Raw genomic sequence first — 18,363 nt, 5'->3', positions numbered from 1 at the left:
AGGATCGGCAGGACCCGCCCGCGACCGCACGGAGTGAACCATGCACGACCACGAGATCCTCCGACAGCTGCGCGACGCGCTCGGAGACGCGGTCCTGACCGAGGGCCCCGGGTTCGAGGCCGTGCACACCGACAAGTCGGGCTTCTCCGCACCGGGTCGCGCGCTCGCGCTCGTCGCTGCCCGCTCGGTCGAGGACGTGCAGGCGGCGCTGCGCATAGCGACGGAGCACCGGCTCCCGGTCGTGCCGCGCGGAGCGGGAACGGGCCTCGCTGCCGGGGGAGTGGCGAGCGAGGGAGCGCTCGTCCTCTCGACCGCCGCGATGGACCGCATCCTCGAGGTGTCGCTCGAGGACGAGCTCGCGGTCGTCGAGCCCGGGGTCATCAATCAGGCGCTGTCGGACGCTGTCGCTCCGCACGGCCTCGTGTTCTCGCCCGACCCCGCGAGCCGCGCGATCTCGAGCATCGGCGGCAACATCTCGACGAACGCCGGGGGGCTGCTGTGCGCCAAGTACGGCGTGACCCGGGAGGCGGTGCTCGGGTTGACGGTCGTCCTCCCCGACGGGCGACTGCTCCGCACCGGCCGCCGCAGCGTGAAGGGAGTCACCGGGTACGACCTCACCGCGCTCCTGACCGGCTCCGAGGGGACGCTGGGCGTCATCGTGGAGGCCACCGTGAAGCTCCGCCCGATCCCGACCGGGCGCGTGGTCACGGTCGGCGCGTACTTCCCGAGCGTCGTCGCCGCGGCCGCCGCCTCCGCCGCGATCACCGCCGCGCGGCTCCGTCCCGCGGTGATGGAGCTGATGGACGAGGCGGCGCTCGCCGCGATCTCGCGCTACACCGGAGCGATGCTGGACCGCGGTGCCGCCTACCTCCTCGTCCAGACGGACGGCGGAGGAGCGGCGGAGGAGTCGCAGCGCGTCCTCGAGATCGTGACCGCCTCCGGGGGCGCCGCCGAGGCGACCGAGGACCCGGCCGAGGGTGAGGCTCTGCTGGCCGTCCGCCGGGCCTTCCACCCGGCGCTCGAGGCGGAGGGCCGCGTGCTGATCGAGGACGTCTGCGTGCCCCGCTCCGCGCTGCCGGCGATGTTCGCGGCGATCCGCGGCATCGAGGAGCGGACGGGGCTCAGCATCCCCACCGTCGCCCACGCGGGGGACGGGAACCTCCACCCGAACTTCGTGCTGCCCGCGGGGGACGGACCCGTGGGGGAGGACGTCTGGGACGCCGCCGCGGAGCTCTTCCGCACGGCCCTGGCCCTCGGCGGCACGCTCACGGGCGAGCACGGCGTGGGACTGCTCAAGCAGCGCTGGCTGGCGGAGGAGCTGGGCGAGGACTCGCTGGCGCTCCAGCGCGGGATCAAGGCCGTGTTCGACCCGCTGGGGATCATGAACCCGGGGAAGGTCTTCTGAGGAGGGCGCCCCGGGCTACCGCAGCTCGGCCGTGATCATCGAGGCGGTGAGCACGATCGTCGCCGCGGACATGAGCCAGTAGAGGACCGTCTCGCGCCAGGACCCGGAGGAGCCCAGGACGGGCAGCGCGGCGTAGCCTCCGGTGGTCCAGACGTGGCGCAGCGGTGTCCGGCGCAGGCGCCGCGGCAGGCGCACGCGCAGCGGCCACAGCCAGTTGATCCCGCCGGTCGTGAGGGCGTCGCCGGCCACGTGCACGAGGTAGCCCAGCGTCGCGGCGACCCGGAGCCACGCCCAGGTGCCGTCGGCGAGCGCGACGAGCAGGACCGTGACGACCGTCGCCCCGGCCCAGGCGATGCGCCAGGAGGGGGCGGCCCGGACGGCCTTCGCGGCGAAGGCGAGGGCGGGCAGCGTGAGCACGGCGGCCACGGCGACGGGACCGACGACCGGCACCGGGAAGCGCAGCGCCGTGAGCACCGGCACCAGGTACCAGACGACGGCGACCGCGAGCAGCGAGTGCATCCCGTGCCGGTGCCCTCCGCTGATCCGGCCCGCGGTCGCGGTGAGCAGGGAGGCGGCCGGCGCCGAACGGGAGACGGTCGCGCTCGCGTGGTCCGCGTCGGGCACCAGGGCCCAGCCGGCGGCGACTCCGAGGCCGACCAGTCGGAGGTCGAGCGGGAGACCCGCGAGGCCGAGGGGCCCGGCGACGGCGGGCACGGAGGCGGCGACGGCCCAGGCGAGCGCACCGGAGACGGCGTGCGAGCGGCCCATCATCGCGGGTCGGCTCCTTCGACTGGGCGCTGCGAGGCCGGAGGACGACCGCGGCGGGACGAGAGAACCCCCGGCCGAGTGCGTGAGCACGGACCGGGGGTGAGGGTGGGCGATACCGGACTCGAACCGATGACCTCTTCCGTGTGAAGGAAGCGCGCTACCAACTGCGCCAATCGCCCAGGGGGACGTGCTGGACGACCCGAGAGACGATCGTAGCGGATCCGCGGGGCCCGGATGCACCGCCGACGCCCGCCACGCCCGGGTGAACGGACGGCGACGAGCCGGTTTCGCGCGGAAAGACGCGGATCGGACTCCGAGCGGCGGGATCGGCGTCCGCTCGATTTGGATTCCGGCGCCGCTGTCGTATACATTCTTCTAGGTCGAGCCGGGCAGCGAAAGCGCCGGACAGACAGCAAGAGAGCACGACACGCAAAACGGCAACACCAGTACGACCTACATGCGGATGTGGCGCAGCGGTAGCGCATCACCTTGCCAAGGTGAGGGTCGCGAGTTCGAATCTCGTCATCCGCTCGAACACCGGTCCTCGGACCGGCGTCATCGGGACGGCACCCTCGGGTGCCTCCCACCTGGTCGGCCCTCGGGCCGCCGACACCGAATCCCGTACACGGTGGATTGGCCGAGAGGCGAGGCAGCGGCCTGCAAAGCCGTATACACGGGTTCGAATCCCGTATCCACCTCGATCGTTCACCGAACGAGGCGCTCCGCACGGAGCAACGGGCGATTGGCGCAGCGGTAGCGCGCTTCCCTGACACGGAAGAGGTCACTGGTTCGATCCCAGTATCGCCCACCACGAGAACCCCCGGCCCCTGGCCGGGGGTTCTGTCGTTCCCGGCTCCGGCGCTACCCTCGCAGGATGCCCGCCCCGATCCCCGTCGACGACCAGGGCACCCTCCTGCGGCTCGTCTCGCGGGACGACGGACCTGCCCTCGCCGCCGCGTACCGGCGCAACCGCCGGCACCTCGCGCCCTGGGAGCCGACGCGCTCGACCCGCTTCTTCGAGGCGGGGGGCCAGACCGACGCCGTCGCTGACGCACTCGCCGCGCACCGGGCCGGCAGCGTCCTCCCGCTCGTCCTCGACGCGGGCGGCGTGATCGTCGGTCGGCTGACTCTCGCGAACATCGTCCGCGGCGCCTTCGACAGCGGCGATCTCGGCTACTGGCTCGACAGCGGTCTGCAGGGCCGCGGCGTGATGACCCGCGCGGTCGGAGCCGTCCTGCGCACCGCGCGGGAGGATCTGGGGCTGCACCGCGTGCAGGCCGGGACGCTCCTCCACAACGTCGGATCGCAGACCGTGCTGCAGCGCAACGGCTTCGAGCGGATCGGCGTCGCGCGGCGCTACCTGCGGATCGCCGGGGAGTGGCAGGACCACGTCCTCTTCCAGGCGCTGCTCGAGGGCGGCCCGCTCCAGCCTCCGCCGACTCCGCTCGTCTAGGGTGAGCGGCGCCGGCCTTCTCCCGGCGCTCCGAGCGGGAGGGACGCGCCCATGACCACGCGGCACATCGGCGGACGAGAGTTCGACTTCGAGCGGCAGGTGGCCGTGATGGCGGTCGTGAACCGCACACCCGACTCCTTCTACGACAAGGGCTCCACCTTCGCCCTGGACAGCGCCATCGCGGCCGCCGTGCGCGCCGCGGAGCTCGGCGCCGACTGGGTCGACATCGGCGGAGTGCCGTTCGGCCGCGGCCCCGCTGTCACGCTCCAGGAGGAGCTCGACCGGGTCGTCCCCGTCGTGGCGGGCATCGCGGAGCGGAGCGACGTGGTCGTCTCGGTAGACACGACGAGCGCCGAGGTCGCGCGCGCGAGCATCGCCGCGGGCGCCTCCGTCATCAACGACACGAGCGGGCTGCACGACCCCCGGATGCTCGAGGTCGTCGCCTCCTCCTCCGCCCAGCTCGTCATCACCCACAGCGTGGGCGCCCCCCGCAGCGAGCCGGAGAGACCCGAGTACGACGACGTCGTGGCGACCGTGGTCGACCATCTGCGGAGCCGCGTCGATCGCGCGCTCTCGGGTGGAGTGCCTGCCGGGAGGATCATCGTCGATCCGGGTCACGACCTGAACAAGAACACCCTGCACACGCTCGAGCTCACCCGCCGGCTGGGCGAGGTGGCAGCGCTCGGCTTCCCGGTGCTCGCCGCGGTCTCCAACAAGGACTTCATCGGCGAGGCGCTGGACCGGCCGCAGGGGGAGCGCCTCGAGGGCTCCCTCGCCGCCGCGGTGATCTGCATCCTGAACGGTGCGCGGATCGTGCGCATGCACGACGTGCGCCAGGCGGTGGACGCCGTGCGGATGACGGAGGCGGTGCTGGGCTGGCGGGCGCCCGCCTTCCTCCGCCACAACGTGGAGCCGGCGGCGTGAGCGCCCGCATCGACGGCCTGTTGCCGGCCGGGCAGGACCTGTCCGACGAGGCTCTGCTGGCCCTCTACGCGGACGGGGCGGGCGAGGAGTGGCTCCGGGTCAACTTCGTCGCGAGCGTCGACGGAGCGGTCACCCGCGACGGCGTCTCGGGCGATCTCGGGGGAGCGGCGGACCTGCGCGTGTTCGACCTGCTCCGCCGGCTCGCCGACGTCGTGCTCGTCGCGGCCGGCACGGTGCGGACCGAGGGCTACGGTCCGATGGTGCTGAGCGACGAAACCGTGCGGGCGCGGCTCGGCACCGGGCGCGCCCCGCAGCCCGTCTTCGCGATCGTCTCGGGGTCGCTCGACCTCGATCCCGCCTCGCGGATCTTCACCGAGGCGCCGGTGCGCCCGATCGTCGTGACCACCGGCTCCTCGCCGGCTCGCCGCCGCGCGGAGCTCGCCGAGGTCGCCGACGTGCTCGTCTGCGGCGACGCAGAGCTCGACGCGACGCGGATGCGGGCGCAGCTCGCGGAGCGGGGGCTCGGCAGGATCCACTGCGAGGGCGGTCCGTCGCTGCTCGGGACCCTCCTCGCCGCGGACGCCGTTGACGAGCTCTGCCTGACCGTCGCTCCGACGCTCGAGGCGGGGGACTCCGGGAGGCTCGCCCGCGGCGACGTCCCCGGACCGCGCCCGCAGCACCTGGCGCACGTGCTCAGCGCCGGCGACACGCTGCTCCTGCGCTACCTCCGCCGGCGCTGACCCGCCCTACTCGCGGCGCCGCTCGTTCCCGTCGCGCTTGGCCTCGGAGGCCGGACGGGCGGCGATCACGGGGTGGGCGCCGGTGAAGCCGTCACGGGCGGACGCGATCGCCAGGATGCGCGGCTTCGCGACGTGCCAGCCCACGATCAGGGCGGGCACGCCGACCACCGCGACGATCCCCACGGTCCAGGTGCCGGTCGGGAAGTCGACGGCGATGAGGACCACCACGATCACCAGGAACGCCAGGGTGAGCCACGAGGTCACCGGGGCGCCGGGCATCCGGAAGGACGGGCGCTCCAGGCGCCCCTGGGCCGCCCAGCGCTGCAGCTGCATCTGGCAGAGGACGATCATGCCCCAGCCCGTGACGATGCCCAGCGCCGAGACGTTGAGGACGATCTCGAAGGCCTCGGACGGCACGAAGAGGTTCAGCACGATCCCGATCAGGGTGATGCTCGCCGTGAGCAGGATGCCGCCGTAGGGGACGCCCTGCTTGTTCATCCGGCCGGTGAAGGCGGGGGCGGAGCCGTTGAGCGCCATGGAGCGGAGGATGCGGCCGGTCGAGTAGAGCCCGGCGTTGATGCTGGAGAGCGCGGCCGTCAGCACGACGAAGTTCATGATCGATCCGGCGATCTCGCCCGAGGAGCCGTCGCCCAGCGAGCTGAAGAACGTGACGAACGGGCTCTCGCCCTTCGAGTAGGCCGTGTAGGGCAGCAGCAGCGTCAGCAGCAGCACCGAGCCGACGTAGAAGACGGCGATGCGCAGGATGACCGAGTTGATGGCGCGCGGGATGACCTTCGCCGGCTCCGCGGTCTCGCCCGCCGCCGTGCCGACAAGCTCGACTCCGGAGTAGGCGAACACCACGCCCTGGACGACCAGGACGCTGGCGACCAGGCCGCCGGGCAGGATGCCGCCGTTGTCGTTCCAGAGGCTGATCCCGGGGTCCACGGCGACGCCGCCGGACTGCAGCGGCCAGCCCGCGGCGAGCACGACGACGCCGATCACCAGGAAGACCACCAGCGCCGTGACCTTGATGAGCGCGAACCAGAACTCCAGCTCCCCGAAGACCTTGACCGAGACGAGGTTCAGCGAGAGCACGACGACCAGGGCGATGAGCGCGAGGAGCCACTGGGGCACGGAGGAGAAGAGCGACCAGTACTTCACGTACAGGGCCACCGCGGTGACGTCGGCGATCGCGGTCATCGCCCAGTTCAGGAAGTACATCCATCCGGCGACGAAGGCGGCCTTCTCGCCCAGGAACTCGCGGGCGTAGGAGATGAAGGAGCCCGAGCTCGGCCGGTGCAGGACCAGCTCGCCGAGCGCGCGGAGGATCAGGTAGGCGAAGACGCCGCAGACCGCGTACACGACGACGAGCGAGGGACCGGCGGTGGCGAGTCGGCCGCCGGCGCCGAGGAAGAGGCCGGTGCCGATCGCGCCGCCGATGGCGATCATCTGCAGCTGCCGGGGCTTGAGGCCGGGACGGTAGCCCTCCTGCTCCTTCGAGAAGTCGGGCTGCGCCGGCCCGCGGTCGTCGTCGCTCTGCGTCACGGGGGCTCCCTCGTCACCGGATCGCGCCGGGCGGCTGCTCCGGCACGCCCGTCAGGGTAAAGGCGCTCTGCTCGGAGGAGGCGGGTGGCGCGGTCCGCGGCATGCGGATCCTCTCAGGATCGAAGCGCCTACCCTGAGGGCATGAGCGGTCCGGACCTCGCACGGCAGTCCTCGCTCGAGGGCGTCCGGATCCCGTCGCCGGCGAGGCGCCTGAACGGCGGCACCGATCCGGCGCTCGTCTGGCGCAACGAGCTCGATGGGCTGACCTTCCGCGTGGACGCCGGGTACCTGAAGTGGAATCCCCGGTCCACGGGCGTCGACCTCCGTCGCGAGATCGCGCGTCTGCGCTGGCTGGAGGGGCGGATCGACGCGCCCCGGATCCTGGAGGCGGGCGAGGACGAGGAGGGGCAGTGGCTCCTCACCGCACCGCTGCCCGGGCGGAGCGCCGTCGATCCGAAGTGGACAGCCCGGCCGGAGGAGGCCGTCCGCGCGATCGCGGCCGGCCTGCGGGCGGTCCACGCGCTCCCCGTCGACGCGGTGCCCGAAGAGCTGCGCGGCGACTCCTGGTTCGCGCGCCGGCCGTCGGCGCTCGGCGCGGCTCCGGAGCTCGTGGACCCCGTCGTGGTGCACGGCGACGCGTGCGCTCCGAACACGCTCGTCGACGACGACGGACGCTGGAGCGGCACGGTCGACGTCGGCGACCTGGGCGTGGGTGACCGCTGGGCGGATCTGGCGGTCGCCGCGGTCAGCCTCGGCTGGAACTACGGCTCCGGCCACACCCCGCTGCTCCTCGCGGAGTACGGAGCGGATCCGGACGACGAGCGCGCGGCCTACTACCGCGCGCTCTGGTCGTCCGAGTCCTGAGTCACTTCTTCTTCGCGGCCTCGTCGTCCTGGGCCGCGCCCTTGTCGCTGCGGTTCTCGCTCGCCAGGCGCAGCCAGCGTCCGTCGCGGACGTCCTTCTCGTGCACGGCCGCCTTCTTGTCGCTCGCGGCGGTGTCGCGCGGGGGGAGCTGGATGGTCTCCTCCGCCTCGATGCCCGCCTGCAGCTCGCGTCCGCGCTCGAGCTCGGCGTCGAACTCCGCGCCGAAGAGCAGGGCGATGTTGGTGATCCAGATCCAGAGGAGGAAGACGATCACGGCGCCGAGCGAGCCGTAGGTCTTGTTGTAGTTGGAGAAGTTGGCCACGTAGAACGCGAAGCCGGTCGAGGCGATCAGCCAGATCGCCAGGGCGACGATCGATCCGATGCTGATCCAGCGGAACTTCGGCTGGCGGATGTTGGGCGCCCAGTAGTACAGGATCGCGACGATCACGATCGCGATGACCACGAGCACCGGCCATTTCGCGATGTTCCACACGGTGAGGGCGGCGGGCCCGAGGCCCACGACGTCGCCGACGGCGGTCGCGACCGGTCCGCTGAGCACCAGGATGAGCGCCGCGATCACGATCAGGACGACCGTCACCACGGTCACGCCGAGCATCGTCGGGCGGAGCTTCCAGAAGGGGCGCCCCTCGTCGATCTGGTAGACGCGGTTCATCGCGCGGCCGAAGGCGCCGACGTAGCCGGAGGCGGACCAGATCGCTCCGACGACACCGGTCACGAAGGCGAGACCCGCGGCGGAGGAGCTGGTCAGCGCCTGGATCGGGTCGCGCAGCAGGTCGACGACCTCGCTCGACGCGAGGTTCCCGATCAGGTCGAGCACCAGATCGGTGGTGGCCTGCGCCTGGCCGAAGAGCCCCAGCACCGACACGATCGCGAGCAGGGCGGGGAAGAGCGCGAGCACGGCGTAGTAGGTGAGCGCGGCGGCGAGGTCGGTGCACTGGTCCGCGCCGAACTCGCGAGCCGTCTTCTTGAGGACGTAGAACCAGGAGCGCCTGGTGATGTCGGTGACGTCGTCGGGCTTCCGGGAATCGTCGGGATCGGGCGCTGTCTTCTCGCGGGTCGTGCTCTGCTCGGCCATGCGGACACGCTACGGGGCCGACAGTCGTCGGACGGCCCCCTTGACGGCGCGGCCGGTCGTGTCGCGGGTCAGGCCCGGCGCTGGCGCGCAGCGGCGAGGGTGCCGAAGAGGAGGAAGGAGCAGGTCGCGGCGAGGACGGTCAGCAGGGGAGCCTCCCAGCCGCCGCTCGCGTCGTGCGCGAAGCCGATGACGGTCGGGGCGGTGGCGGCCACGGCGTAGCCGATCCCCTGCACCGTGGCCGAGAGCCGCGACGCGTGGGCGTCGGAGCGGGAGAGCCGCACGACGAGCACGAAGACCACCGTGAATCCTCCGCCCTGGGCCGCGCCGCCCAGCACGCACCAGAGCGCCCAGAGCTGCGGGGCGAGCAGCAGCCCCGCCGGCACCGTGCACCAGAGGAGGCCGACGAGCACGATGCCCCCCAGGGGTCCGAGCCTCCGGACCAGGAGCGGGACGCCGAGGGCGCCGGCGACCGCGGCGAGCTGGAACACCGAGGCGCTCGCGCCCGCGGTCGCGATCGAGAAGCCGTTGCGGTCGACGAGCAGCGAGGGGAGCCACGCCGTCACTCCGTAGTACGAGAACGCCTGGCTAGAGAAGCAGAGCGCGAGCGCCAGCACGGTCGCGCTGCGGAAGATCCGCGGAGCCGGTGCGGCCGGTGCGCGGTCGGCGCGGGACGGGCGGGGAGTCGGACGCAGGGCCGCCCGAGGCCCCACGGCCACGAGCCAGCCGGCCAGAGCGAGGGCGTTGAGGGCGAGCCAGACGAGCAGGGCGCCGCGCCAGCCGAGGGTTAGAGCGAGCGGAGCGGTGCCGAGCGAGGTGATTGTCGAGCCGATGTTGAGGGCCGCGGTGTAGACGCCCGTCGTGAGGTCGACGCGCTCGGGAGCGACGTCCCGCCGGATCACGACGGGGAGGACGACGTTGCCGATCGTGATGGAGACGCCGATCAGGATGGTGCCCGCCACGGCCGGTCCCACGTCGCCGATCGAGCGGACGATCGTGCCGAGCGCGACGCCGATCACCGTGACGGTCACGGCGGCGTCGGGTCCCGCGCGGCGGATCACCAGGAGGGCGAGCGGAGTCGCCAGGGCGAAGCAGAGCACGGGGATGCTGGTGAGGATCCCCGCCTGGCCCGCGGACAGCGCGAGGTCCTCGCGCACCGCGTCGATGATCGGCGCGACGGCGACGATCGGACCGCGCAGGACCAGCGCGACCAGGGCGACCGCCACGACGAGGAGCCAGGGAGCGCTCCGGCGCGCGGTCATCGGGGCGTCGAGGGCCGCGGCACCCCGGTCAGCCGGCCAGGCCGGGGACCCCGGCCGAGAGGTTGCCGACGATGGTGAAGACGCCCGACACCAGACCGAGGATCCCGGTGACGAGTCCTGCCGTCGCGAGCCCGCGACCGCCTCCGACGAGCGGTGCGGCCGCCCGGCCCTTCGCCGAGAAGACGATGGCGAGGATCGAGGGGATCAGCAGCGGATTGATCAGCAGGCTCAGGACGCCGAGCACGAGGCTCGCGATCGCCATGGGGTTGCGGCCTGCCGCGGAGGACGGGGCGGACGGATAGGCGTACAGCTCCTGCTCCGGAGCGCCCGGGGGCGTGCCGTAGGCGGGAGCGGGCGCCGAGGAGGACGGGCGGGACCGGTCCGTCCACGCCGCGCCGTCCCAGTAGAGCTCCGAGCCGAGGTCGGCCGGGTGCGGGTACCACCCGGGCGCGGGCAGCGGAGCGGAGTCGTCGGGCATGGGGCGAGTCTAGAGCGGCGCCGATCAGCTCTTGGGCTGCTCGATGCCGAGCGCGTTCCCGTCGGGATCGAGGATCCAGGACGCCCAGACGCTGCCGCGGTCGGCCACGCCGTTCTCGGTGCGCAGCTCGTCGCTGTCGTAGTCCTCCGGAGCCACGCCCCGAGCCGCCAGCGCGTCCAGCTCGGCGCGCAGGTCGGCCACCCGCCAGGCGGCCTTGGTCTGCTCGTCCTTCGAGCCCGTGGTGCTGGCGGTGACGGTGAGCCGCGTGCCGCCGCAGGAGTAGGCGATCGCCGACTCGCTCTCCTCGAGGACCTCCAGTCCCAGGGAGCCGGCGTAGAAGGCGCGGGCGGCGGCGAGGTCGCGGGAGAGCAGAACGGGGCCGATGGGGGAGTCGGAGAGCACGGTGAGTCCTTTCGTCGGTGGGCCTCCAGTCGACGCCCGCTGCGGCCCGGCGCGGAAGGGGTTGCCACCGGGCCGGCCGGAGGGGGGCGGGCGCGGCAGAATGGCCTCGGCCGTGCCCGCCGCGCGGCCGGGAGGAGCCCTCATGAGCTGGAGCATCGACGAGGTGGCGTGGACCCACCCGGACGCCGAGCGTCTGCGCGACGCGCAGCGGCGCGAGCTCGACGAGCGCTACGGCAACGACGACCACGAGCCCGGCACGCCGCCCTCGGCCGACGACGTGCCCGTCTTCCTCGTCGCCCGCGACGCGAGCGGCACGGCGGTGGCCTGCGGCGGACTGCGGCCTCTCGACGACGACGTCCTCGGACCGGGGGCGATCGAGGTGAAGCGGATGTTCGCCGACCGCGCCGCCCGCGGCACCGGAGCGGCCACGGCCGTCCTGCGCGCGCTCGAGGCGCGGGCGGCCGCTCTGGGCACGACGCGCCTGGTGCTGGAGACCGGGACGCTCCAGCCCGACGCGATGCGGTTCTACCTCCGGGAGGGCTACCACGCCATCCCGCCGTTCGGCGCCTACATCGGGTCCGAGCACTCGGTCTGCTACGCCCGCGATCTCGCTCCCGGCGCCTGAGCGTCAGCGGCGCAGGGTCTCCACCGGGTACTCGCCGAAGCGGCGGTGGTACGCCCCCGAGAAGCGGCCCTGGTTGAGGAAGCCCCAGCGCGCGGAGACGGCGCGCACGGTCTCCTCGCCCGGAGCGCCCTCGCGCAGCTCGACGCGCGCCCGGTCGAGACGCACGCCGCGCAGGTAGCCGAGCGGAGTGTCGCCGAAGTGCCTCCGGAACGCGGCCTGCAGCGCCCGCGGAGTGAGCCCCGCCGCTGTCGCGATGTCGGACACGGTGACGGGCGACGCGGCGAACGCGTGCAGGAACTCGGCGGCACGCAGCAGGTGCTCGAGCCCCGGCCGCAGCACCTGCGCCGGAACGACGACCGGCCGGTGCGCGAAGGTCGCGAGCAGGTGCAGAGCGACGCCGCGCTCGGCCGCCACGAGCTGCAGCGCTGTCGCCTCGCGGCCCGACCGAAGGACGCCCGCGAAGTCGTCGACCGCCCGCCACCAGCCCGGGAGTGCCGACGCGGAGGCGATCGAGCGGTGGTCGAAGACGAGCGGCAGCGGCACGCCGTCGCCGGCCTCGGACGCGACCTGCTCGAGGAGGCCGGCGGCCACGTGCACGAGCCGCTGCTGGAAGTCGCGGCTGACGAACTCGAACGGACGCGCGCTGGGGAACACGACCGGCCGCCCCGGCAGGTGGACGATCCGATCGCCCTCCGGGTCCACCACGCTCGTGCCGGAGAGGAACCACGAGACGACGTACTCGCCCGCCGGACGCAGCCCCCCGGACACGGAGCCCCGGAACACAGACGTCCGCAGGCTCACGCCCTCGCTCCCGGAGACGTCGTAGCGGAAGGAGAAGGGCCGCTCGACCGGTTCCGTCCGGAATCCCGACCCGCCGTAGCCGTCCGAGTAGAAGCGCCGCGCCTCCTCCAGGTCGGCCCCGGAGCGCGTGAAGCGCTGCAGCGCAGGACCGGCACCCATCGGACCAGGATGCCACCTGGACGGATTGCGCACCGGTCGCCCCCGCGCCCCTCTCCGGGGCACGTCCTGTCGGCAGGGTGACGGGATCGGACGACACGGACGGAGACGCATGGAGATCAGCGCACGCAGACTCGCGGCACGCGACGCGGTGGCCGTCGTCGCCGTGCTCGCCGCACTCGAGGGGGCGCTCGCCGTGGACTCCCTGCCGCCCGGCCTGGAGGAGGTCCTCCTGCACCAGCTCGAGCGCAGCTCGCTCGTGCTCCCCGGCGCCGACCGGGACGAGCTCGCCTCCGCTCTGCGCGCGCTCGACGCCCGCGTGCGCGACGCGCTCGGGTAGAGGCCGCCGCCGACTACAGTCGAGGGGTCAACCGAGCCCGAGGAGTGCCCGCACGTGTCGAACGAACCGTCGAATCCCGCAGAGAACGAGTCCCACTCGGTCGTCACCGAGGCGGGCACGGGATTCACGCACTTCACCGACCGGGCCGTGGTCGCGATCCGCGTCAACGGGGAGCTCAAGGACCTCGCCGCCGACGTCGTGCCGGGCGACCGCATCGAGCCGGTGCTCATCTCCTCGCCGGACGGGCTGAACATCCTCCGCCACTCCGCGGCCCACGTGCTCGCGCAGGCGGTGCAGCAGATCAACCCGGAGGCGAAGCTGGGCATCGGCCCGCCCGTCACCGACGGCTTCTACTACGACTTCGACGTCGAGGAGCCCTTCACGCCCGAGGCGATGAAGGCGCTCGAGAAGGCGATGGACCGCATCGTCCGCCAGGGCCAGCGGTTCGTGCGCCGCGTCGTCTCCGAGGAGGAGGCGCGCGCCGAGCTCGCCGGCGAGCCCTACAAGCTCGAGCTGATCGGGATCAAGGGCGGGGGAGCCGAGCACGAGAGCGTCGAGGTCGGCGGCGCCGAGCTCACCATCTACGACAACGTCGACCCGCGTTCCGGCGAGACGGTCTGGAAGGACCTCTGCCGCGGCCCGCACCTGCCCAACACCCGCATGATCGGCAACGGCTACGCCCTGACCCGCAACGCTGCCGCCTACTGGCGCGGCTCGGAGAAGAACCCGCAGCTGCAGCGCGTCTACGGCACCGCGTGGCCCACGAAGGACGAGCTGCGCGAGCACCAGGCCCGCCTCGAGGAGGCGGCGCGCCGCGACCACCGCAAGCTCGGCCACGAGCTCGACCTGTTCTCCTTCCCGGACGAGATCGGCTCCGGCCTCGCGGTCTTCCACCCCAAGGGCGGGATCATCCGCTACGAGATCGAGCAGTACATGCGCGAGCAGCTGCTCGCCCACGACTACGAGCTCGTCTACACGCCGCACATCACCAAGGGCGACCTGTTCCTCACGAGCGGGCACCTGCAGTGGTACTCCGAGGGGATGTTCCCCCCGATGCACCTCGACGAGCTGCAGGACGAGGACGGCAACGTCACCCGCCAGGGCCAGGACTACTACCTCAAGCCCATGAACTGCCCGTTCCACAACCTGATCTTCCGCTCGCGCGGCCGCAGCTACCGCGAGCTCCCGCTGCGCCTGGCCGAGTTCGGCACCGTGTACCGCTACGAGAAGAGCGGCACCCTGCAGGGCCTCACCCGCGTGCGCGGCCTGACCCAGGACGACGCCCACATCTACGTCGCGCAGGAGGACGTGTCGGCCGAGCTGACCCGCAACCTCGAGTTCGTGCTGCAGGTGCTGCGCGACTACGGCCTCGACGACTTCTACCTCGAGTTGTCCACGAACGAGGAGGGCAACCCGAAGTTCGTCGGTGCGCCCGAGCAGTGGGAGGAGGCGATCGAGTCGCTGCGCGCGGTCGCCGTCGCCTCCGGTCTCGAGCTGGTGCCGGATCCGGGAGGAGCGGCGTTCTACGGTCCGAAGATCTCGGTGCAGGCGCGCGACGCCATCGGCCGCACCTGGCAGATGTCGACCATCCAGCTCGACTTCAACCAGCCCGAGCGCTTCGAGCTCGAGTACACGGCCTCGGACGGCTCGAAGAAGCGGCCCGTGATGATCCACCGCGCGCTCTTCGGCTCCATCGAGCGCTTCTTCGCGATCCTCACCGAGCACTACGCCGGGGCGTTCCCGGTCTGGCTGTCGCCGGTCCAGGTCGTGGGCATCCCGATCGCCGACGAGTACCTGACCTACCTCGAGGAGGTCGTCGGCGAGCTCAAGAGGTCGGGCATCCGCGCCGAGATCGACTACTCCAGCGACCGGATGCAGAAGAAGATCCGCAACGCCACGCTGCAGAAGGTGCCCTTCCAGATGATCGTGGGGGAGAAGGACCGCGACGCCGGAGCCGTCAGCTTCCGCTTCCGCGACGGCACGCAGGAGAACGGGATCCCGGTCGCCGACGCCGTCGCGCGCATCCGCGAGGCCGTCGCCTCGAAGGCGCAGGTCTGAGCGTGAGCGACGGCTACGTGCCCGAGGGAGCGGAGGGCTCGGCGCACCTCGCCGGGGTTCCCGACGAGTTCCAGCGCCTGTGGACGCCGCACCGGATGGTCTACATCCAGAAGGGGCAGCCCGGAGCCGACGACTGCCCCTTCTGCGTGGCGCCGACGCTGAGCGACGAGGAGGCCCTCATCGTCGCCCGCGGGGAGCACGCCTACGTCCTGCTGAACCTGTTCCCGTACAACTCCGGCCACCTCCTGGTCTGCCCGTACCGGCACATCCCGCTCTACGACGAGGCCACTCCCGAGGAAGTGGCCGAGATCGGAGCGCTCACGCAGACGGCCATGCGCGTCGTCCGCTCGGTCTCGAACAACGACGGCTTCAACCTCGGGATGAACCAGGGCGCGGTCGCGGGAGCGGGGATCGCCGCGCACCTGCACCAGCACGTGGTTCCGCGCTGGGCGACCGACGCGAACTTCTTCCCGATCATCGCCCGCACGAAGGCGCTCCCGCAGCTGCTCGGCGACGTGCGGGCGAGCCTCGCGGCGGCCTGGCCGAGCCTCTAGACCGCCGCCCGGCCCCCTGTCCAGCGCCGCGGACGGCGGGCGCCGTCTCGTAGACTCGGAGCTGCCGTCGGCGGAAGTCGCCGCACAGAACAGGACTCGCGAACATGACCGACACCACCACTCCGTCCTCGTCCGCTCCCGAGCAGTTCGGCTCGAGCCGCGTCAAGCGCGGTCTCGCCGAGATGCTCAAGGGCGGCGTCATCATGGACGTCGTCGACGCCGATCAGGCCCGCATCGCGGAGGACGCCGGCGCGGTCGCCGTCATGGCGCTCGAGCGCGTCCCCGCCGACATCCGCTCGCAGGGCGGCGTCGCACGCATGAGCGACCCCGACCTGATCGACGGCATCGTCTCCGCCGTGTCGATCCCCGTCATGGCGAAGGCGCGCATCGGCCACTTCGTCGAGGCGCAGATCCTGCAGGAGCTCGGCGTCGACTACATCGACGAGTCCGAGGTCCTCTCGCCCGCCGACTACGTGAACCACATCGACAAGTGGAACTTCACCGTCCCCTTCGTCTGCGGAGCGACCAACCTGGGCGAGGCGCTGCGCCGCATCACCGAGGGCGCAGCGATGATCCGCTCGAAGGGCGAGGCCGGCACCGGCGACGTCTCCGAGGCGACCAAGCACATCCGCACGATCTCCGGCGAGGTCAACCGCCTGAAGGCGATGACCAAGGACGAGCTCTACGTCGCCGCCAAGGATCTGCAGGCCCCCTACGACCTGGTCGTCGAGATCGCCCGGACCGGCAAGCTCCCCGTCGTCCTCTTCACCGCCGGCGGGGTCGCGACCCCGGCCGACGCGGCGCTGATGATGCAGCTGGGCGCCGACGGCGTGTTCGTCGGCTCCGGCGTCTTCAAGTCGGGCGAGCCCGCCAAGCGCGCGGCCGCGATCGTGAAGGCGACCACCTTCTTCGACGACGCGAAGGTCGTCGCGGAGGCCTCGCGCGGCCTGGGTGAGGCGATGGTCGGCATCAACGTGGCCGACGTGCCCGCGCCGCACCGCCTCGCCGAGCGTGGCTGGTAGCGCCGACGCGCCGCTCGCCGGCGCAGGACCGACGCGGGAGTCCCTCGAGGGGCTCCGCGTCGGCGTCCTCGCGCTGCAGGGCGACTTCCGCGAGCACGCGCACGTCCTGCGCGAGCTGGGCGCCGAGGTGGTGCTGGTGCGCCGCCCGGAGGAGCTGGCCGCCGTCGCGGGGCTGGTCATCCCGGGCGGCGAGTCCACGGTGATGGACAAGCTGTCGCGCCTCTTCGGCCTCGCGGAGCCGGTCGTCGAGGCGATCGGGGCGGGGATGCCCGTCTACGGGACCTGCGCCGGGCTGATCATGCTCGCCGACCGGGTCCTCGACCGCATCGACGGCCAGAGCAGCTTCGGCGGCCTGGACGTGTCGGTTCGGAGGAACGCGTTCGGCAACCAGCTCGACTCCTTCGAGACCGATCTCGACGTGCCGGCCATCGGCGATCCGCCGGTGCACGCGGTCTTCATCCGCGCACCGGTCGTGGAGGAGCTGGGGGAGCGGGCGACCGCGCTCGCCAGCGTCGCCGACGGGCGGGTGGTCGCGGTCGAGCAGGGCAACCTCCTCGGTACGGCGTTCCACCCCGAGATCACCGGCGACTACCGGTTCCACGAGCTGTTCCTGCGGAAGGTCGCGGCGACGCGCTTCGGCGACTGACCCGCTGCCGCCCCCTCCGCCAGGGGTGGACGGTGCGGGACCCGCGGGCCAGGGTGGTCGCATGCCCGAACTCCCCGAGGTCCAGGCCCTCGCTCTCGATCTCGACGCGCGCCTGGGCGGACGCGTCCTCGAGCGGCTCGACGTGTTCGCGATCTCCGCCCTCAAGACCGTGGCCATCCCGCCGTCGGCTCTCTCCGGCGAGACCGTCCACGGAGTGTCGCGGCACGGCAAGTTCCTCGACCTCGCAGTCGGCGAGGCCCACGTCCTCCTGCACCTCGCCCGCGCCGGCTGGGTCCGCTGGCGGCCCGACCGGCCGACGGCTCCGGCGAAGCCCGGCCGGGGCCCGCTCGCCGCCCGGCTGGTCCTCGACGACGGGTCGGGATTCGACGTGACGGAGGCCGGCACCAAGAAGAGCCTCGCGCTCTCGATCGTCGCCGATCCGCTCGACGTCCCGGGCGTCGCCCGGCTGGGTCCCGATCCGCTGGACCCGGAGTTCACCGAGGAGATCCTCGGCGCGATCCTCGCCACGGCGGGCCGGGCGCAGGTGAAGGGCGTCCTCCGCGACCAGTCCCGCATCGCCGGCATCGGCAACGCCTACTCCGACGAGATCCTCCACGTGGCGCGCATGTCGCCCTTCAAGCCCGCCGCGCTCACCGCCGACGAGCTGGACCGCCTCTACGCGGCCCTCCGCTGCACACTCGAGGAGGCGCTCGCCCGCGCCGAGGGCCTGCACGCGGCCGACCTCAAGCGCGAGAAGAAGCTCGGCATGCGCGTCCACGGCCGCACAGGAGAGGCGTGCCCCGTCTGCGGCGACACGATCCGCCAGGTGGTCTTCCACGACTCCACGCTCCAGTACTGCCCCACCTGCCAGACCGACGGCAGGATCCTCGCCGACCGGCTGCTGTCGCGGCTGATCAGATAGCGAGCCGGTCCCTGCCCGGCTCGCCGCGGTCGGCTTCCGGAGATGGCGGGGGTGGGTGGAGCGGGTCGCTTCCGCCTACAGCGATCCGCTGGCACGCGGATCACTGGTTCGGCTGTGCTTGTGGCGAGCCGGTCCCTGCCCGGCTCGCCGCGGTCGGCTTTCGGAGTTGGCGGGGTGGGTGGAGCGGGTCGCGTTCGCCTACAGCGATCCGCTGGCACGCGGATCACTGGTTCGGCTGTGCTTGTGGCGAGCCGGTCCGCGCCCGGCTCGCCGCGGTCGGCTTCCAGGGGTGGCGGGGGTGGGTG

General features: G+C 72.5%; 19 protein-coding genes and 4 tRNA genes. 15 read left to right on the top strand and 8 right to left on the bottom strand.

Annotation, left to right across the window (positions count from 1 at the left end):
- Positions 1 to 40: 40 nt before the first annotated feature.
- On the top strand, positions 41 to 1,405 hold the full coding sequence (locus tag C5C99_RS14065; RefSeq protein ID WP_104246760.1) for an FAD-binding oxidoreductase: 1,365 nt from the start codon (positions 41 to 43) through the stop codon (positions 1,403 to 1,405).
- 15 nt (positions 1,406 to 1,420) lie between these two features.
- Here C5C99_RS14065 and C5C99_RS14060 read toward each other — a convergent pair whose 3' ends face one another.
- Together C5C99_RS14060 and C5C99_RS14055 are read right to left on the bottom strand one after the other, a co-directional pair.
- A complete protein-coding gene (locus C5C99_RS14060) occupies positions 1,421 to 2,176 on the bottom strand; it encodes a metal-dependent hydrolase (protein WP_104261617.1) in 756 nt (251 codons plus the stop codon).
- Positions 2,177 to 2,279: 103 nt separating this feature from the next.
- Positions 2,280 to 2,352 (bottom strand) — tRNA-Val (locus tag C5C99_RS14055).
- A 280-nt stretch (positions 2,353 to 2,632) separates the two neighbouring features.
- Between C5C99_RS14055 and C5C99_RS14050 the strand changes: the two genes are divergently transcribed.
- The 6 genes from C5C99_RS14050 (at position 2,633) to C5C99_RS14025 (ending at position 5,290) form a co-directional block, all read left to right on the top strand.
- Positions 2,633 to 2,704, top strand: a tRNA-Gly gene (locus tag C5C99_RS14050).
- Between the two features lie 96 nt (positions 2,705 to 2,800).
- A tRNA-Cys gene (locus C5C99_RS14045) sits at positions 2,801 to 2,871 on the top strand.
- Between the two features lie 38 nt (positions 2,872 to 2,909).
- A tRNA-Val gene (locus C5C99_RS14040) sits at positions 2,910 to 2,984 on the top strand.
- A 63-nt stretch (positions 2,985 to 3,047) separates the two neighbouring features.
- Positions 3,048 to 3,626: a GNAT family N-acetyltransferase gene (locus tag C5C99_RS14035; protein ID WP_104225349.1), complete on the top strand. Its 579-nt coding sequence runs from the start codon at positions 3,048 to 3,050 to the stop codon at positions 3,624 to 3,626.
- Between the two features lie 51 nt (positions 3,627 to 3,677).
- Positions 3,678 to 4,550, top strand: a complete 873-nt coding sequence (gene folP, locus C5C99_RS14030; protein WP_104224638.1) for a dihydropteroate synthase — start codon at positions 3,678 to 3,680, stop codon at positions 4,548 to 4,550.
- Positions 4,547 to 5,290 (top strand): pyrimidine reductase family protein, encoded by a 744-nt coding sequence (locus C5C99_RS14025; RefSeq protein WP_104340255.1) that lies wholly within the window; start codon positions 4,547 to 4,549, stop codon positions 5,288 to 5,290. The genes folP and C5C99_RS14025 overlap by 4 nt, the downstream gene beginning before the upstream one ends.
- Positions 5,291 to 5,296: 6 nt before the next feature.
- On the opposite strand, the gene C5C99_RS14020 is transcribed toward C5C99_RS14025, so the two are convergent.
- Positions 5,297 to 6,835: an amino acid permease gene (locus C5C99_RS14020; RefSeq protein WP_258063706.1), complete on the bottom strand. Its 1,539-nt coding sequence runs from the start codon at positions 6,833 to 6,835 to the stop codon at positions 5,297 to 5,299.
- Between the two features lie 141 nt (positions 6,836 to 6,976).
- Between C5C99_RS14020 and C5C99_RS14015 the strand changes: the two genes are divergently transcribed.
- Complete coding sequence (locus C5C99_RS14015; protein ID WP_104340254.1) at positions 6,977 to 7,699, top strand: aminoglycoside 3'-phosphotransferase; 723 nt, start codon at positions 6,977 to 6,979, stop codon at positions 7,697 to 7,699.
- 1 nt (position 7,700) lies between these two features.
- Here C5C99_RS14015 and C5C99_RS14010 read toward each other — a convergent pair whose 3' ends face one another.
- The 4 genes from C5C99_RS14010 to C5C99_RS13995 form a co-directional block, all read right to left on the bottom strand.
- Entirely contained in the window at positions 7,701 to 8,795 is a 1,095-nt protein-coding gene (locus tag C5C99_RS14010; RefSeq protein WP_104251079.1) for a YihY/virulence factor BrkB family protein, read from the bottom strand.
- A gap of 68 nt (positions 8,796 to 8,863) precedes the next feature.
- A complete protein-coding gene (locus tag C5C99_RS14005; RefSeq protein WP_104340253.1) occupies positions 8,864 to 10,054 on the bottom strand; it encodes a CynX/NimT family MFS transporter in 1,191 nt (396 codons plus the stop codon).
- A 28-nt stretch (positions 10,055 to 10,082) separates the two neighbouring features.
- Entirely contained in the window at positions 10,083 to 10,532 is a 450-nt protein-coding gene (locus C5C99_RS14000) for a DUF2510 domain-containing protein (RefSeq protein ID WP_104251081.1), read from the bottom strand.
- A 24-nt stretch (positions 10,533 to 10,556) separates the two neighbouring features.
- The gene (locus tag C5C99_RS13995) at positions 10,557 to 10,934 is read right to left on the bottom strand and encodes a VOC family protein (RefSeq protein ID WP_104340252.1); all 378 of its coding nucleotides are present in this window, start codon (positions 10,932 to 10,934) and stop codon (positions 10,557 to 10,559) included.
- Positions 10,935 to 11,076: 142 nt separating this feature from the next.
- Between C5C99_RS13995 and C5C99_RS13990 the strand changes: the two genes are divergently transcribed.
- Positions 11,077 to 11,559: a GNAT family N-acetyltransferase gene (locus tag C5C99_RS13990; protein WP_104340260.1), complete on the top strand. Its 483-nt coding sequence runs from the start codon at positions 11,077 to 11,079 to the stop codon at positions 11,557 to 11,559.
- Positions 11,560 to 11,562: 3 nt separating this feature from the next.
- Here the strand turns inward: C5C99_RS13990 and C5C99_RS17220 are convergent, their stop codons facing one another.
- A complete protein-coding gene (locus tag C5C99_RS17220; protein WP_104327523.1) occupies positions 11,563 to 12,519 on the bottom strand; it encodes an AraC family transcriptional regulator in 957 nt (318 codons plus the stop codon).
- Between the two features lie 109 nt (positions 12,520 to 12,628).
- On the opposite strand from C5C99_RS17220, the gene C5C99_RS13980 reads away from it, so the two are divergent.
- From C5C99_RS13980 to C5C99_RS13955, 6 genes are all read left to right on the top strand, one after another.
- Positions 12,629 to 12,856, top strand: a complete 228-nt coding sequence (locus C5C99_RS13980) for a hypothetical protein (protein WP_104261680.1) — start codon at positions 12,629 to 12,631, stop codon at positions 12,854 to 12,856.
- Positions 12,857 to 13,003: 147 nt separating this feature from the next.
- Positions 13,004 to 14,914, top strand: coding sequence for a threonine--tRNA ligase (gene thrS, locus C5C99_RS13975; protein ID WP_258063459.1), 1,911 nt, complete (start codon positions 13,004 to 13,006; stop codon positions 14,912 to 14,914).
- A 2-nt stretch (positions 14,915 to 14,916) separates the two neighbouring features.
- Positions 14,917 to 15,468, top strand: a complete 552-nt coding sequence (locus C5C99_RS13970) for an HIT domain-containing protein (RefSeq protein WP_258061501.1) — start codon at positions 14,917 to 14,919, stop codon at positions 15,466 to 15,468.
- Between the two features lie 104 nt (positions 15,469 to 15,572).
- Positions 15,573 to 16,490, top strand: a complete 918-nt coding sequence (pdxS, locus tag C5C99_RS13965; RefSeq protein ID WP_104327526.1) for a pyridoxal 5'-phosphate synthase lyase subunit PdxS — start codon at positions 15,573 to 15,575, stop codon at positions 16,488 to 16,490.
- A gap of 73 nt (positions 16,491 to 16,563) precedes the next feature.
- Positions 16,564 to 17,136, top strand: a complete 573-nt coding sequence (gene pdxT / locus C5C99_RS13960; RefSeq protein ID WP_374953051.1) for a pyridoxal 5'-phosphate synthase glutaminase subunit PdxT — start codon at positions 16,564 to 16,566, stop codon at positions 17,134 to 17,136.
- Positions 17,137 to 17,197: 61 nt separating this feature from the next.
- Positions 17,198 to 18,058 (top strand): Fpg/Nei family DNA glycosylase, encoded by an 861-nt coding sequence (locus tag C5C99_RS13955; protein WP_104340251.1) that lies wholly within the window; start codon positions 17,198 to 17,200, stop codon positions 18,056 to 18,058.
- Positions 18,059 to 18,363: the final 305 nt, after the last annotated feature.

Source organism: Rathayibacter sp. AY1C4, from assembly GCF_002932195.1.
Taxonomy (GTDB): domain Bacteria; phylum Actinomycetota; class Actinomycetes; order Actinomycetales; family Microbacteriaceae; genus Rathayibacter.
The sequence above is the reverse complement of the archived record's forward strand: the minus strand, read 5'-3'. Positions and strand labels throughout refer to the sequence as shown.